General features: G+C 56.7%; 12 protein-coding genes. All 12 read right to left on the reverse strand.

The genetic code is table 11. The features are described 5' to 3' along the window. Nucleotides 1–11: 11 nt before the first annotated feature. Entirely contained in the window at nucleotides 12–1,187 is a 1,176-nt protein-coding gene (locus Q3Y58_RS17690; protein WP_319623167.1) for a phosphoserine transaminase, read from the reverse strand. 254 nt (nucleotides 1,188–1,441) lie between these two features. Then, nucleotides 1,442–2,041 carry a GNAT family N-acetyltransferase gene (locus Q3Y58_RS17695; protein WP_319623168.1) on the reverse strand — a complete coding sequence of 200 codons (600 nt, stop codon included), beginning with the start codon at nucleotides 2,039–2,041 and terminating at the stop codon, nucleotides 1,442–1,444. Between the two features lie 135 nt (nucleotides 2,042–2,176). Further along, nucleotides 2,177–2,971 (reverse strand): outer membrane protein, encoded by a 795-nt coding sequence (locus Q3Y58_RS17700; protein WP_319623169.1) that lies wholly within the window; start codon nucleotides 2,969–2,971, stop codon nucleotides 2,177–2,179. Between the two features lie 215 nt (nucleotides 2,972–3,186). Next, nucleotides 3,187–4,533 carry a phosphoglucosamine mutase gene (glmM, locus tag Q3Y58_RS17705; RefSeq protein WP_319623170.1) on the reverse strand — a complete coding sequence of 449 codons (1,347 nt, stop codon included), beginning with the start codon at nucleotides 4,531–4,533 and terminating at the stop codon, nucleotides 3,187–3,189. Nucleotides 4,534–4,811: 278 nt separating this feature from the next. Continuing rightward, complete coding sequence (gene ftsH, locus Q3Y58_RS17710) at nucleotides 4,812–6,734, reverse strand: ATP-dependent zinc metalloprotease FtsH (protein ID WP_274220073.1); 1,923 nt, start codon at nucleotides 6,732–6,734, stop codon at nucleotides 4,812–4,814. A 238-nt stretch (nucleotides 6,735–6,972) separates the two neighbouring features. Next, a complete protein-coding gene (tilS, locus tag Q3Y58_RS17715) occupies nucleotides 6,973–8,289 on the reverse strand; it encodes a tRNA lysidine(34) synthetase TilS (RefSeq protein ID WP_319623171.1) in 1,317 nt (438 codons plus the stop codon). After that, nucleotides 8,273–9,199 (reverse strand): tol-pal system protein YbgF, encoded by a 927-nt coding sequence (gene ybgF / locus Q3Y58_RS17720; RefSeq protein ID WP_319623172.1) that lies wholly within the window; start codon nucleotides 9,197–9,199, stop codon nucleotides 8,273–8,275. Before ybgF ends, tilS begins: the two co-directional genes overlap by 17 nt. 176 nt (nucleotides 9,200–9,375) lie before the next feature. Further along, nucleotides 9,376–9,861 carry a peptidoglycan-associated lipoprotein Pal gene (gene pal, locus Q3Y58_RS17725; protein ID WP_319623173.1) on the reverse strand — a complete coding sequence of 162 codons (486 nt, stop codon included), beginning with the start codon at nucleotides 9,859–9,861 and terminating at the stop codon, nucleotides 9,376–9,378. A gap of 139 nt (nucleotides 9,862–10,000) precedes the next feature. Then, nucleotides 10,001–11,365 carry a Tol-Pal system beta propeller repeat protein TolB gene (gene tolB / locus Q3Y58_RS17730; protein WP_319623174.1) on the reverse strand — a complete coding sequence of 455 codons (1,365 nt, stop codon included), beginning with the start codon at nucleotides 11,363–11,365 and terminating at the stop codon, nucleotides 10,001–10,003. Nucleotides 11,366–11,393: 28 nt separating this feature from the next. Then, entirely contained in the window at nucleotides 11,394–12,329 is a 936-nt protein-coding gene (locus tag Q3Y58_RS17735) for a cell envelope integrity TolA family protein (RefSeq protein ID WP_319623175.1), read from the reverse strand. 6 nt (nucleotides 12,330–12,335) lie between these two features. Continuing rightward, nucleotides 12,336–12,791: an ExbD/TolR family protein gene (locus Q3Y58_RS17740; RefSeq protein WP_274220067.1), complete on the reverse strand. Its 456-nt coding sequence runs from the start codon at nucleotides 12,789–12,791 to the stop codon at nucleotides 12,336–12,338. Nucleotides 12,792–12,793: 2 nt separating this feature from the next. Further along, complete coding sequence (gene tolQ, locus Q3Y58_RS17745) at nucleotides 12,794–13,507, reverse strand: protein TolQ (RefSeq protein WP_274220066.1); 714 nt, start codon at nucleotides 13,505–13,507, stop codon at nucleotides 12,794–12,796. Nucleotides 13,508–13,583 lie beyond the last annotated feature (76 nt).

Genomic DNA, 13,583 nt, shown 5'->3' on the forward strand with positions numbered 1-13,583 from the left:
AGCCGCTTTTGTTAGCGGGCAGCTGTCAGCTTCGCCTTTTCAACGGCAAACGCCCAATCCAGCCACGGTAGCAAGGCCTCAACATTCGAGGTCTCAACAGTGGCACCACACCAGATGCGCAGGCCCGACGGTGCATCACGATAAGCACCAATGTCATAAGCCACGCCCTCAGCATCTAGAGCTGCAACAAGCGCCTTAGCAAAGGCGGCCTGTTCGGCAGCATCAAGAGCTGCTACGTCTGCATCTACGATCTTCAGACAGACGGAGGTATTGGAACGGGTTGCAGGGTCCACTGCAAGGAAGTCGACCCAATCGGTCTTCTCTACCCATGCAGTAATCGCGTTTGCATTGGCATCCGCGCGCTTGATCAGCCCCTCAAGACCCCCAACGCTCTTGCCCCACTTCAGGGTGTCGATGTAGTCCTCGACGCAGAGCATGCTGGGTGTGTTGATGGTTTCGCCCTTGAAGATCCCTTCAATGAGCTTTCCACCTTTGGTCATGCGGAAGATCTTCGGCAGCGGCCATGCCGGCGTATAGGTCTCCAGGCGCTCAACAGCGCGTGGAGAGAGAATGAGAATACCATGAGCGCCTTCGCCACCCATGACTTTCTGCCAGGAATACGTGATCACATCGAGCTTGGCGTAATCCAGCTCCTGTGCGAATGCGGCTGAAGTTGCATCGCAAATCACCAGGCCTTCACGGTCGTCAGCGATCCAGTCTGCATTCGCCACGCGAACGCCAGAGGTTGTGCCATTCCATGTGAAGACAATGTCGTGGGCCGGATTAACCTGTGCGAGATCAGGAAGCTCACCGTAGGGGGCTTCAATCACGCGGGCATCCGCCAGTTTCAACTGCTTGACTACGTCAGTAACCCAACCCGAACCAAAGCTCTCCCACGCCAGCATGTCAACCGGACGCGCGCCGAGCATGGACCACATGGCCATTTCGACTGCGCCGGTGTCAGACGCAGGAACGATACCAATGCGGTAATCGTCAGGCACGCCAAGCACTTCGCGGGTAAGCGCAATCGCTTCCGCAAGCTTTGCCTTGCCAATTTTTGCTCGGTGAGAACGGCCCAAAGGCGCGTCATTTAATGCAGCTGGTGTCCAGCCTGGACGCTTCGCACAAGGGCCCGAAGAAAAGTTCGGGTTTGCCGGCTTTGTAACCGGCATTTCAATATTCGCCATTTAACTACCCTCTCAGATAGGCGCCCCTCGTTGGGGAGGGGTGTCCCACCGACGGGTCTATGCGAAACCACGCAGACGGTCAACAAACTTTTTGGCCAGAGCATGACCGAGATACTCTCCCCATGCTGCGGTGCATGCACTATTCCCTCGTCTTTTCAGAGAGATAGAGAATTAGAACAGTTCGACACTTTTTTGCAGGCGGCCACGCGAATCAGGAGCGCCAACCGCCATCACTGAGCATGTTGATGCCATCCTCACACGAGCGATTTGCGCATTTCAGCAGCGCTCGAGAAATCGAAGAACAACTCCAGAATACCCAGCCGCTGCTCTGCCACCCTTCGGAAACCGTGTTTCAGGTAGAGCGCTTCAGCACGGGGATTGGTGTTGATCACCTCCAGTGCGAGGAATGACTTGCCGTCCGTGCGCGCAATTTCGTCCGCCTTCGACAGCAGCAAGGAGCCAATACCGCAGCTACGCGCCTCCTCGTGGACCGCAAGACCGTCGATAAAAACTGTTTGAGGATCGCAGGAGTTGTCGAGCAATCCGAGCAACATCAGGCGCAAGGGCCCCAAAACACCGAGGATCCGCCAAGCCTCCCGCAACGTTGGCTCGTAAGGAGAGGCACTCGCTGTTTTCAGCCCAAGAACCCCAACCACTTGCCCTTTATGTTTTGCAATCAACACCTGATGGCAGTTGAGCGCACCTTCAAACAAGTCAACGGCTTTGGGATAATCGCCCAAAATGGGCAAGATCTTGGAGGCCAGACAGCGAACATAAAGCTCGGTCACTGCACGAATGTCGTCGGGCTTCACGCCACGTTCAATGCCTAAATCCTGAAGGCTCTCCATGCGCATGACTTCCACCTTACCCAACAAATGAGACTTATGTGTCTCATATCTTGGATAAGGGCGCAATCCTTCCATTCAAGCGACAAGCAAAACAAAAGGCCCGCCGAAGCGAGCCTTGATCATCGTTCATTCCGCCTGCGGTCAGTAGGTTGCAACTACCGGACCGGGAGCAAAAGCGTTCTGTTGGCCAAACTCGTATCGCAGCCCCACACGGAACTCATGAGCCGCCAGATCTTCGTACTTGATGTGATCATTCACGCCATTGCTTGAGAAGTTCGCGGACTTGCCATCTCCAATCCAAAGGTAGCGGTAGCCTGCATCAAGATGCCAACTTGGCGTAATGGCGTAGCCAACACCGGCCATGGCAGCCCAGGAGAAGTTCCACTTTCCATCAGAGGGATACCCCCCTTCTGCGCCGTTCGGATTCACATAGCGAATGTCATCGTAGGACACGTAGGAAGCACCGATACCCGCCCCTACATACGGCGTAAAGCCGCGATAGTTGCCAAGGTCGGCATAGACATTCCAAAGTATCGTCCACACGTCCAGACTTGCGGTTTCAACGGACTGTGCAATACCCGGTCCAGTACCACAGTTGGTCAGACAGTCGACACGCCCATCAAAATCAGAGGGCCACTCGTAGTCAACTGTAACATCGGTGCGCAGGTGCTCGTTGAACCGATACCCCACACCGGCACCGATAATGCCTGTGGGATCCTGTTCCTCACCTTCAAAGATGATGCTGTCGCTATAAGTTGTCTTCGGTGCCTTGTAGATCTTGTAGCCAATATCGCCACGCAGATACCACCCGCTTGAGCTGGCCGCCGGAATGACAGGCACATGCTCGATAACCGGCTCTGGCAGGTCCGCAGCAATTGCGGAACCTGCAACCAATGAAAACAAACTGAATGAAACAACGCGAGATACAAACTTCATGTCTCTGCCCCTTCAGGTAACCACCACCCTCCGGAAGCGGCCCCGCACTAAAATACTGGGCACAGTAGACAAGAAAATAATTACCCATAAATTAACCATGAGTATTTACTGAGTTTTTTAACCTAAACAAATTCTTAATACATATTTACTTATCCAGAACAAAAGAAAGCCGCCCTGTTGGACGGCTTCCATCTTAACAAAGATTAACAGGTTGTTTAAGCGGCCGTTTCAACAGCGCCGACAATCGTGTCAACCACATCGCCGAGAAGCACGGCATCATCGGCCTCCCCCATCACGCGGATCAACGGCTCGGTTCCTGAAGCACGAATGACAAGACGCCCTGCCCCAGCCAAACGGTCCTCACCATTCTTGATGGCGGCCTTTACATCGTCATTCTCCAACGGCTTGCCACCGTTGTAGCGGACGTTTTTCAGCAGTTGCGGCACAGGCTCGAAGCGGCGACACACCTCAGAGACCGGCCTATCGGTCTTCTTCACACACGCAAGCAACTGCAGGGCTGCAACGAGGCCGTCGCCTGTTGTGGCAAAATCAGACATTACGATGTGGCCTGACTGTTCTCCGCCCAGATTGTAGCCATGGGCGCGCATGTGCTCCACCACGTAACGATCCCCCACCTTGGTACGGGCGAGCTGCAAGCCAATATCGTTCAGGTAGCGCTCCAGCCCCAGGTTAGACATGACGGTCGCCACGATGCCCGGTGCGGAAAGACGGTTGTCCTCCTGCCAGGACTGCGCAACCGTTGCCATAAGCTGGTCGCCATCAACCACACGGCCTTCTTCATCAACAATAATGACCCTGTCTGCATCACCATCCAGAGCGATACCGATATCGGCACGGACCTCATGCACCTTGTTGCAAAGCGCATCAACAGAGGTCGAGCCGCAGTCCTTGTTGATGTTGTAGCCATTTGGCTCAACCCCGATTGGGAAAACCTCGGCACCCATTTCCCACAGCACCTCAGGTGCCACCTTGTATGCCGCGCCATTGGCGCAATCGATCACGATACGCATACCCTCAAGGGAGATGTCCCGCGGCAAGGTGCGTTTGGCAAATTCCATGTAGCGATCCCGCACGCCGTCAATGCGCTTGGCCCGGCCAAGTTCATGAGGCTCTGCAAGAATGGCTGAAAGGTCATCGCTTTCGATGAGGCGCTCGATCTCCAGCTCGGTCTCATCGGAAAGCTTGAAACCATCCGGGCCAAAAAACTTGATGCCGTTGTCATGGAAAGGGTTGTGGGACGCCGAAATCATCACGCCAAGATCCGCACGAAGCGAGCGGGTCAACATCGCAACAGCCGGGGTCGGCATTGGGCCAAGAACAAACACATCCAGACCAACGGCGGTAAAACCAGCCACCAGCGCGTTCTCAATCATGTAGCCGGAAAGACGCGTGTCCTTGCCAATCACCACCCGGTGGCGGTACTTGCCACGCCGGAAGGTAATGCCCGCCGCCATGCCCACTTTCAGGGCGATCTCTGGTGTAATTGGCCACTTGTTGGCAGTTCCGCGAATACCATCGGTACCAAAATATGCTCGCGACATGCACAAATCCTGTTTTCTCTGATGCAGCTGCGCCGCTTCAGCGGCGGGCAGCAGGATCATCCTAATCTTTTCTTGGTGTTGACCGGGACCTTAGATGATCAAGCACGAAGAATTTGTTCTCTTTCAGCTTGATACAATCATCGGCGGCCCCTGTGGGGTCAAAAAATGTGTTCTTTTGTTACCAGTAGGCAAACAAGTTCAAGCAAATTAGACAACAAAGCAAAACGCCCGATGTTTTCCACCGGGCGTCCGCAAAATTGTGGTCGTCTGTTTGGCTTTTAACCCTGAGGCTGAGGCTCCAGGCCATCGCCACTGGCTTCGCCGCCGGACTTCTTCGATCCAGTCGAAGGAATGCCGGAGGAACGTGCTGGAGGCACATCGTCGCCTTCGTCGCGAACCGGGGCTTCCCCTTCCAACAGCTTCTTGATTTCATCACCGCTCAAGGTCTCGTACTCAATGAGGCCGTTCGCGATGGTGTGGAGCTGATCTTCGTGCTCCTTCAAAATGCGTGTTGCGGTTTCATACCCTTCGTTGACGAAGTGCTTGACTTCAGCATCAACCATTTGTTGCGTTTCATCAGAGACGTTCTGGTTCTTCGCAACAGAGTGGCCGAGGAACACTTCCTCTTGGTTTTCGCCGTAAAGCAGCGGACCGAGCTTGTCGGACATACCGAACTGGGTTGCCATCGCACGAGCCAGTTTGGTCGCCATCTGAATGTCACCGGATGCGCCTGAGGTCACTTTCTCGTAGCCGAAGATCATCTCTTCAGCCACGCGGCCACCCATAGCCACCGCAAGGTCGGCCTTACACTTGGCACGTGTCAAAGACACCTGATCCTTTTCCGGCAGACGCATCACCATACCCAGCGCACGGCCACGCGGAATGATGGTCGCCTTGTGGATCGGGTCAGACGCAGGCATGTGCAACGCAACAAGCGCGTGTCCAGCCTCGTGGAAAGCGGTCAGCTTCTTCTCTTCCTCGGTCATGACCAGCGTACGGCGTTCCGCACCCATCATGACCTTGTCCTTCGCATCCTCAAACTCGGCCATCGTGACCAGACGCTTGGAGCGACGCGCAGCAAGCAGTGCAGCTTCGTTCACGAGGTTCATCAAGTCCGCACCAGAGAAACCCGGTGTGCCGCGTGCAAGGGTTTTCACATCAACGTCTGGAGCCAGAGGCACCTTGCGCATGTGCACCTTGAGGATCTTTTCGCGGCCCGTAATATCTGGGTTCGGCACCACGATCTGACGGTCGAAGCGGCCCGGACGCAGCAGCGCAGGGTCCAGAACGTCAGGACGGTTGGTTGCCGCGATGATGATGATGCCCTCGTTAGGCTCAAAACCATCCATTTCAACCAGCAACTGGTTCAAGGTCTGTTCGCGTTCATCGTTACCGCCGCCAAGACCGGCACCACGATGACGACCCACAGCATCGATTTCATCGATGAAGATGATGCATGGCGCGTTCTTCTTCGCCTGCTCGAACATGTCGCGCACACGAGATGCACCCACACCAACGAACATTTCAACGAAGTCGGAACCGGAGATGGTGAAGAACGGTACGTTCGCCTCACCCGCGACAGCGCGAGCAGTCAGCGTCTTACCAGTACCTGGAGGGCCGACCAGCAGACAGCCGCGCGGGATCTGACCACCGAGACGCTGGAACTTCTGCGGGTCGCGCAGGAACTCGACGATCTCTTGCAGATCTTCCTTGGCTTCATCAATACCGGCAACGTCGTCAAAGGTCACGCGGCCCTGTGCCTCGGTCAGCATCTTTGCCTTGGACTTGCCAAAGCCCATTGCCTTGCCGCCGGAACCTTGCATCTGCCGCATCACGAATATCCAGATGCCGAGGATCAGCAACATCGGGAACCACGAAATCAACGCACCCAGCAGCGAGAAATTCTCAGAAGGCGGCTTCGCATTGATCATCACACCCTTGGAGCGCAGAAGCTCAACATACTGCGCGTTGTCCGGCGCATATGTTTGGAATTTGCCGCCACTTGAGTAGGAACCAGTGATCTGCTGCTGCTGAATTGTAACCTCTCGCACGTCCCCTTGCTCTGCTTGGCTAAGGAACTGGGAGAACGGAATCTCATTGGCATTCGTTCTCGAGGCCGGGCTTTGGAAAAGCTGGAACAAAGCAATCAGCAGAAGGCCGATGATCACCCACAGGGCGAAGTTCCGGAAATTTGCGTTCATTTCGATCCCTTTACCGCTGAGGCGCGGAGGTCTTCGCGTTTCATTTTATCTCTTGTCGTAACATAGGCGCCCACAACGGACCTGCCAAGGTGGACTCAAGAATGACACAGCTACAATTCTAATTTCTTAAGACGAAAACCACGAGGGCAACCGTAAAATTCAACAATCTAGCCTGCCATCTTCAAGAATTTGTGGTGGATCATATCCACCAGCAATCCCAAAATCTGCTCAATGGTCGTCAAAGCACGCTACGGATCAACTCGACGGACACATGACAGGGACGGGTTGCTGTGTTTTCTGAGGTCAGCGACGCCTGTACTCCAGTCCACGGGATGTAGGGCATTCCACGTGGAAATACAACAATTGGCGCACTTTCAAACGCAGTTTTCGGCCAATCCTCAAAGGCCTCAAGGCCATACTCAGCAAATCCACCGGCACCCAGCACCTTGAGGCAGGAGCCCTCTGGCACATTTTGCGCACGGTATGTAAACCGACCATCCCAAGCGCCCTCAGGGACCGAATGGATATCGACCTCCGCCGGTGGAACGCGGCCAAGTTCCTTGAAGATAAACGCCTCATCCCGGCGCAAGTGCAGCCGTACACCGCCCAATGTCGCGCCGCCCCCAGCAAATTCAGGGTCAGCCAACTTCTCGTAGAGCCGCTCAACTGAGGCAAGACGCGGCGTATAATCGCCGCCGCCCACAAGCTTCACCAGCCGCGCCACCAGGCGCAGTCCCACTTCCTCCGGCAACTCCACGAAACGGGAACGCATCACACGTACCGGGCCAGCAGGATGCACGGTACAGTAGTCCTCGAAAAACCGAGTGACCCAAACGTCCAGCGCATCACTGGCCCGCGCTAGCCGGTGTGCCGTTTCTGAGAGCCGCTGCGGCGTAAGCCCAAGCTCTGCAAGCATTGGCTGCGCCTGACGGAACCGCACCCGCTCGTAATGTAGGTCCATGTTGGTCGGATCTTCAAACCAGGCAATGCCGCGAAGGCGCAAACTGGCTTTCAAACGCTCTTTGGAAACTTCAAGCAACGGCCGCATCACGGGCGGCATCACATCACGGCGAACCGGACGCATGGCCCCAAGCCCATAAACGCCACTGCCGCGCGCCAGCCGGTAGAGAAACGTCTCTGCCTGATCTTCAAGGTGATGGGCCAGCACAATTGCCTCACAGCCTTGAGCCAAGGCCTCATTTCGCAGCAACCCATGGCGCGCCTCTCGCGCAGCCGCCTGCAGATTGCCGCTTGCCCCGCCCCCATTCCAACGCAACGTCTTGTGAGAAACGCCCAGCTGCTCGCACAGCAGCGCCACGCCAGCGGCCTCGGTCGCGGCTTCAGGCCGCAAGCCGTGATCAACGGTAATCGCAGCGATCGCGGGTTTTCCATCACCGCGCTTGGCCCACTCAGACAGCAGCACCAGAAGCGCAACAGAATCCGCCCCACCCGAAACGCCAACCGCCACAGCCTTCAAGTCGTTCAAGGCCCGAAACAGCGTGTCGGCCTCGTCCGGCTCAATCGGCAGATGGTCAGAGTTAGCTACAGCCGGCACGACTTTGTTCGGTTCTCGCCTGGTTCAAGATGGTAGATGGCGCAGATGGGAACTTGCCCAAAAGCTCGGAATAGGTGGCACAGGCCGCATCCCGCTCGCCCAGACCAGACAGCGACAGCCCCAGCTTCAACAGGCTGTCCGGTGCCAGATCACTGGATGGATAATCGGTGTACGCCTTGAGAAAGGCATCCGCAGCCTTGCGATAGTTGCGCTGAGACAGCAAGCTCTCGCCATACCAGTACTGCGCGTTGGGAGCCAACGCATGATCCGGGTACATGCCAAGGAAGGTGTCGAACCCTTCCGCTGCGGCCGGGTAGTTCCCCTTCAGCACCAGATCATAGAACATGTTGTAGTCGGCACTCGGGTCGCCGGTAATGGACGCTTGCACGTTGCCGTTAAAGGTTGCGGCTTCACCGCCGGGCGCCACCAGAATGTTGCTTTGCGAAGCTGTTCCAGCCGCATTTGGCGCGCCATTGCTGCCTTGCGCCAATGCAGACAGATCCAACGGTCCAGACGTCCCGCCCTGCGCGGTGTTCGAAAGGTTCTGCGTCTGCGCCGTGCGGTTTACCGGCTGTGCCTGCTGCTGCTGCGGCTGAGACCGCGTCGGCTGATTGAGGTTGCCTTGCTGGCGTGGACCGCTCGGCGCACCGCCTTCAAGCTGCTGCAAGCGGTATTCGTTGTCTTCCTGAGAGCGGCGCAGCTGGTCCTCAAGCGTGCGAACCTGAAACTGCAGCTGTTCCACCTGCCCGGTCAAAGAGCGAATTTGCTCCTCCAGCTGGCCGAGGCGTGCCGTGGCTTGCGCCGCTTCATTGCGATCAGAGCCAAACAGCTGCGCTGATGCCGGCACCGCCACGCTTGCGCTCAGCAGAAAGGCGAGTGAATAGGTTGCAACGGTTCGGTTCAGTGCCATGAATATCTCCAGCGCAGCACAAATAAATCTAAGAATTAAGCAGCAATATCATGCCGATATCGGCCAAATTTTGACAGGATCGCATCCAGCTGACAAGGGCACACATATTTGCCCCTGATGAGATACAAAAAAGGGGCCGCCCTTTGGGTCAGCCCCTTAATTCCAGCGTGTCAGTCTTAGCTGCCAGCGTTGTTCACCACGGTCACAGCGCGGCGGTTTTGGCTCCAGCAAGAGTCGGCATCACACACAGCCACTGGACGCTCTTTACCGTAAGAGATCGTCTTGATGCGGCTCTGGCTCACGCCTTTTGCAGAAAGATAGTCATAGACTGCCTGCGCACGACGGGCACCCAGTGCAATGTTGTACTGGCGTGTGCCGCGCTCATCCGCGTGGCCTTCAATGGTAATCGTATAGTTGGAATAAGCGTTAAGCCACTGCGCTTGCTTGTCCAGCGTTGCGCGAGCAGCCGGGCTCAATGAAGACTGGTTGTTGTTGAAGAACACGCGGTCCCCAACGTTCACCACAAAGTCTTGGCCAGAGCCGGGAACCACGGAGCCATTAGCACCGAGTTCAGGGCGTGTCTGAGAACACGCCGCAGCAACAAGACAGACCGTTACGACGGCAACCAAACGCGCCACACGCGCGAATAGTACATTTGACATCCTAGTACTCCTGATCCCCAAGATTCCATTAGGGTTGACCATTGCTAACCAAACTTGGTTAATCCGCCCTCAACAAGCTTGGTTAATTGTTGGTAAAGATTCACGCAACACGAAAACTGCTGTGAGACTTTTATACCCCTTAGTCCAACAGCGGTGACCATGCCGGGTCAGACGCAAAATTCGGTGTCTGAACAACCTGTTCGTTGTAGCCGGTCAAGTCCACGGTCCACACCTGTGGGCCACCTTGTCCACCTCGGGTGTCTCGGAAGAAGGTCAGAACACGGCCATTGGGAGACCATGCAGGCCCCTCGTTGTGATAGCCCTCGGTCAAGATGCGCTCGCCGCTGCCATCCGGGCGCATGACGCCAATCATGAAACGTCCCTGATGCACCTTTGTGAAGGCGATCAAATCTCCGCGAGGTGACCAGACAGGTGTTGAATAGTTGCCCGGACCGAAGGAGATGCGCTGCGCGTTTTGACCGTTGGAGCCCATCACATAAAGCTGCTGCGAACCACCGCGGTCACTTTCAAAGACGATCTGACGTCCATCTGGAGAAAACGACGGGCTGGTATCAATAGCGGCGGTATTGGTCAAACGGGTCGTGCGACGGGTGCGCAGATCCATGAGATAAATGTTGGCGTTGCTGCCCTGCTGCAGGCTCATCACCACGCGCTGCCCATCTGGAGAAAAGCGCGGCGCAAAGGTCATGCCCGGGAAGTTGCCAAGAATCTCACGCTGCCCGGTCTCGATGTTCAGAAGATACACCTGCGGGTTCTGTCCAGAGTAGGACATGTAGGTGATCTCTTGAGAAACCGGGGAAAACCGCGGTGTCAGCACCAGCTCTGAACCGTTGGTCAGGTAGCGGATGTTCGCGCCATCCTGATCCATGATAGCCAGCCGCTTGCGCCGCTGGTCTTTCGGACCGCTTTCGTCCACGAACACGATCCGTGTATCGAAATAGCCCTTTTCACCGGTCAGGCGCTCATAAATCTCATCGGAAATGATGTGCGCAAGACGACGCCAGTTTTGCGGTGTCGTAAAGAACTGCTGGCCAATCAGCTGCTGCCCTGCATAAACGTCCCACAGCCGGAACTCTGCCTTCAGGCGGCCGTCCGGCAGCTGACTGACAGAGCCGGTCACCAGTGCCTGCGCGCCAATGGTGCGCCAGTCGCCGAAGCGCGGCTGGGTGTTCACGTTCATGTTCTGCTGAATGTGCGCGGCTGGATCGATCGGACGGAACAGGCCAGACCGCTGCAGGTCTGCTGTCACGATACCAGATATCTGCTGCCCAAGATCAGCCTGTTCACCCTGCGTGGCAAAGTGCGGGAGCGCAATTGGCATTGGCTCAAGATTGCCCTGTGTGATGTCAATCTCAATCAGTGCATGCGCAGGACCGAGCAGCGCAACACTGGCAAAGCCCGCCACAACGAGTGCCTTTACCCGCGTCCCCAAGCACCGCCAAAAGGTGCTTCCCTTATGCTCTGAGGTCGCCTGTACAGACATTGACCTTAGCTCCTTTTAATCCAATAGCTCAGTACCCAAGCATTTCGCTTGGATCGAAATTCAAGATGACTGTCTGCCACGATTCGTACTTATCAAGTGGCAATGAATACGGCCCACAGCGATAAACCGCGCGAATTGCACTCTGCGCCGCTGCATTGAAGGCCGGATTACCACTTGAGTTCAGCACCTTCGGGGCGCCAGAAACCTGTCCTTCTCGCGTCAGAGACATCTCAAGCCGTACAGCCAGATCTTGCGCGCCTGCCGCTCCAACGGGCGGCGACCAACAGCGGTAGATCTGTGAACGCAGCGCATCCAGTTCAGACTGGGTCATGCGCACGCCCACTTGCCCGCGCGACGACCCCAAAGAAGCCTGCTGTTGTGTGCTGGACGAGCCCCCACCGCTCGGCGTGGTCTTGTTCAGCAGGGCAGCAATGTTGTTCGGATCGAACTGGCGATCCGGTTGGCGCTCCGGTTCAGGGCGGGGCGGCACGCGTGGCTTCACCCGAGGGCGGGCGGTCACCACCTGCGGCTCCGGCTCTTCAGCCTCGTCCACCTCGGGGCCCAGCTCTGCGGTTTCGGTCGGCGCCTCCTCAGGCGCAGGCTCAGCCTCCGGCGCTGGCTCCGGGTCCGGAGCTGGCGGTGGCGGCGTTTGTTCTCTCACAGATTCCGTTACCGGCCGATCATTGTCCGGTCCCGGCGCACTGGTTTCATTCTCACCAGGCTGCTCTGCAGGTTCTGGCTTGTCTTCCGGTGGCTTGGGTGTGGGCTCAACGGCAGCTTCCCTGATCTCGGTTTCTTCCTTGGAGCCGAGCTGCAACTGGGTAAGCTCAGCCACAGGAACAAGCTCAACCGGCAGCGAGTCCACCGGAGCCATCGACATGTCTCGTCCACCGGGGAGAGAAATCACCCCGGCGACAAGTATGGCCACGTGGCCTACTGCCGATGCAATAAGAGCTTTACGCATAAGCTGTTAGCTACCTTGTTCCTCGAGCGTGACCAGACCGATACGCTTGTATCCGGCCGCATTGATCCGCCCCATGACCTTCATGATGACCCCGTAATCCGCGTCCTGATCGCCGCGCACATAAAGGCGCTGGTCGTATCCGTTCACGGCGATGGCTTCCAGTTTCGGGATCAGCTCATCAAGTGGAATTTCCGTGTCCTGAATGAACACACGCCCGTCCACATCAACAGAGATGGCGATTGGCTCCACATCCCCTTCCATAGGCTTAGCGCGTGTCTCCGGCAGGTCAATTGGCACACCTACCGTCAAAAGCGGGGCTGATACCATGAAGATGATGAGCAAAACCAGCACCACGTCCACGAAGGGCGTCACGTTGATCTCGCTAATGGGCGCGCTGTGTTTGCCGCGCCTTCCGCGTCTGGAGGCGCGACCGCCTCCACCGGAGCCCATACTCATGCCCATGGTTACACCCGCTCATCAATGCGGCGCGACAGGATCGCCGAGAACTCGTCCGCAAAACCTTCCATGCGCGCGGCAATCTTGCCGGAGTCAGACTGCAGCTTGTTGTAGGCGATAACCGCCGGAATAGCTGCAACAAGGCCAATGCCGGTCGCCAGCAGCGCTTCCGCAATGCCAGGTGCAACAACGGCAAGGCTGGTGTTTTTGGAAGCTGCGATGGAGGTAAACGAGTTCATGATCCCCCAAACCGTTCCGAACAGCCCGATAAACGGGGCAGCCGAACCTACGGTCGCCAGGAACATGAGGCGTTTTTGCAAACGCTCCACTTCGCGATTGATGTTGAGGTCCATCACCCGGTCAATGCGCTGTTGCAGGCTGGCGATGGCCGGTTTCTGACCCTCGTGAGAGCGCTTCCACTCACGCATGGCCGCAACAAACAGCGCCGCCATGCCGTTGTTGGCGCGGCTGGACAGCGATTTGTAAAGTTCTTCGAGCGACTGACCAGACCAGAACACGTCTTCGAACCGGTCCATCTGCTTTTTTGTCCGGCGGTACAGCAGGATCTTGTCAAAGATAATGGCCCAGCTCCAAACGGAGGCCATCACCAAGCCGATCATCACCAGCTTGACGACAAGATCTGCATCAAAGAACAGATGCAGGAAAGACATACTCGCGGCTGGTGCAGCCAGCGCTACTTCAGAAACGCCTTCAGGATTCATGCAGCAAGGCCCTCTCGCCTCTGTATTACTCGCAAATGCACCTGCGGTGGCGCCCCTCGCCCCACAGTGCTTCGAC

This window comes from Nesiotobacter zosterae, from assembly GCF_033843645.1.
Taxonomy (GTDB): domain Bacteria; phylum Pseudomonadota; class Alphaproteobacteria; order Rhizobiales; family Stappiaceae; genus Pseudovibrio; species Pseudovibrio zosterae.

Excerpts from the sequence above, each read along its gene's own strand:
- Q3Y58_RS17690 (WP_319623167.1), bottom strand. The coding sequence starts at position 1,187 with ATGGCGAATATTGAAATGCCGGTTACAAAGCCGGCAAACCCGAACTTT.
- Q3Y58_RS17695 (WP_319623168.1), bottom strand. The coding sequence starts at position 2,041 with ATGCGCATGGAGAGCCTTCAGGATTTAGGCATTGAACGTGGCGTGAAG.
- Q3Y58_RS17700 (WP_319623169.1), bottom strand. The coding sequence starts at position 2,971 with ATGAAGTTTGTATCTCGCGTTGTTTCATTCAGTTTGTTTTCATTGGTT.
- glmM (WP_319623170.1), bottom strand. The coding sequence starts at position 4,533 with ATGTCGCGAGCATATTTTGGTACCGATGGTATTCGCGGAACTGCCAAC.
- ftsH (WP_274220073.1), bottom strand. The coding sequence starts at position 6,734 with ATGAACGCAAATTTCCGGAACTTCGCCCTGTGGGTGATCATCGGCCTT.
- ybgF (WP_319623172.1), bottom strand. The coding sequence starts at position 9,199 with ATGGCACTGAACCGAACCGTTGCAACCTATTCACTCGCCTTTCTGCTG.
- pal (WP_319623173.1), bottom strand. The coding sequence starts at position 9,861 with ATGTCAAATGTACTATTCGCGCGTGTGGCGCGTTTGGTTGCCGTCGTA.
- tolB (WP_319623174.1), bottom strand. The coding sequence starts at position 11,365 with ATGTCTGTACAGGCGACCTCAGAGCATAAGGGAAGCACCTTTTGGCGG.
- Q3Y58_RS17735 (WP_319623175.1), bottom strand. The coding sequence starts at position 12,329 with ATGCGTAAAGCTCTTATTGCATCGGCAGTAGGCCACGTGGCCATACTT.
- Q3Y58_RS17740 (WP_274220067.1), bottom strand. The coding sequence starts at position 12,791 with ATGGGCATGAGTATGGGCTCCGGTGGAGGCGGTCGCGCCTCCAGACGC.
- tolQ (WP_274220066.1), bottom strand. The coding sequence starts at position 13,507 with ATGAATCCTGAAGGCGTTTCTGAAGTAGCGCTGGCTGCACCAGCCGCG.